The organism is Gordonia paraffinivorans NBRC 108238 (genome assembly GCF_000344155.1).
Classification (GTDB): Bacteria; Actinomycetota; Actinomycetes; order Mycobacteriales; family Mycobacteriaceae; genus Gordonia; species Gordonia paraffinivorans.
Window position 1 is genome coordinate 1 of the sequence record NZ_BAOQ01000091.1, and the last position, 1,460, is coordinate 1,460.

The 1,460-nt window shown below is 65.9% G+C and carries 2 protein-coding genes; one reads left to right on the forward strand and one right to left on the reverse strand.

The features are described from left to right. On the reverse strand, window positions 1-245 hold a 245-nt coding region (locus GP2_RS22005; RefSeq protein ID WP_217997260.1), incomplete at its 3' end, for a hypothetical protein. Between GP2_RS22005 and GP2_RS20765 the strand changes: the two genes are divergently transcribed. Further along, window positions 244-1,437: an IS110 family RNA-guided transposase gene (locus GP2_RS20765; RefSeq protein ID WP_006902623.1), complete on the forward strand. Its 1,194-nt coding sequence runs from the start codon at window positions 244-246 to the stop codon at window positions 1,435-1,437. The two genes, GP2_RS22005 and GP2_RS20765, sit on opposite strands and share 2 nt — an antisense overlap. The last annotated feature ends 23 nt before the right edge of the window (window positions 1,438-1,460 follow it).

Genomic DNA, 1,460 nt, shown 5'->3' on the forward strand with positions numbered 1-1,460 from the left:
CCGTTACCTTCTTCGTAGTCCCGCACCGCGGGGCCACGGTCGCCAAGTTCGGTATGACTTCTTGCCCCTGTCTCTCGAATGATCCGGGGGGTGGTGTCGCCGAACCTGGTGACGTCGATGGACCGCTGATAGGGACAGGGCCGCCTGTGTGCATCGAGCACCGGGCAGGTCTCTTCGTAACGTGGGTGCCGGGTGTCGACGTCTGATCGGTGACCGTCCGGAGCGGAACGAAAGGCATGCTTCATGGACCCGACCTACGCTGTGTTCTGCGGCATCGACGTGGGCAAAGGCGAACACCACGCCGTCGGACTCGACCCCGCCGGCACCCGCCTGTTCGACAAAGCCCTGCCCAACGACGAAGCCAAACTGCGGACCGTGTTCGACCGCCTGGCAGAACACGGCCCGGTGTTGGTGATCGTCGACCAGCCGAACACGATCGGTGCCCTGCCGGTCACCGTCGCCCGCGCCTGCGGACACGCTGTGGCGTACTTGCCGGGGTTGACGATGCGGCGCGTCGCCGATCTGTACCCCGGCCAGGCCAAGACCGACGCCCGAGATGCGTTCATCATCGCCGACACCGCCCGCACGATGCCGCACACGCTGCGCCGGATCGATGTCGGCGACGAGGCCCTGGCTGAGCTCGGGGTGCTCGTCGGGTTCGACGACGACCTCGCCGGTGAGGCCACCCGGATCAGCAACCGCATCCGCGGATTGCTCACCGGAATCCACCCTGCCCTCGAACGGGTTCTCGGTCCCAGGATCGCGCATCCGGCGGTCCTTGAAATCCTGTCGCGATGTGGCGGGCCGGTCGGCATCCGCAAAGCGGGCAAACGCCGACTCACCACACTCGCAACCACGCATGCCCCGCGGATGGGCGCCCGACTGGCCGAGGAAATCCTCACCGCGCTCGATGCCCAGAGCGTGACGGTGCCAGGCAGCAACGCCGCCGAGATCGTCCTGCCGAAGCTCGCAGATTCCTTGAAAGAGGTTCTGCAACAGCGCAAGAGCATTGCTGAAGATGTGGAGAGGATGCTCGATGACCACCCTCTTTCCCAGGTCCTGATGTCGATGCCCGGCGTCGGCGTCAGGACCGCAGCCCGGATCCTGCTCGAGGTCGGTGACGGCTCGGCGTTCGCCTCTGCGGCGCATCTGGCGGCCTACGCCGGTATCGCCCCGGTGACCCACCGTTCCGGCTCGTCGATCCGTGGTGAGCACCCCGCACGGTCGGGTAACCGCAAACTCAAACGGGTGTTGTTCCTGTCCGCTTTCGCCGCGTTGCACGACCCGACCAGTCGCGCCTACTACGACCGCAAACGCGCTGAGGGCAAGAAGCACAATGCCGCGTTGATCTGTCTGGCACGCCGTCGCTGCGACGTCCTCTACGCCATGCTCAAGAACAAGACCTTCTACCGCACCCCCGCTGCTGCCCCCGCTTGACCAAACCATAGGGACACCCCCCA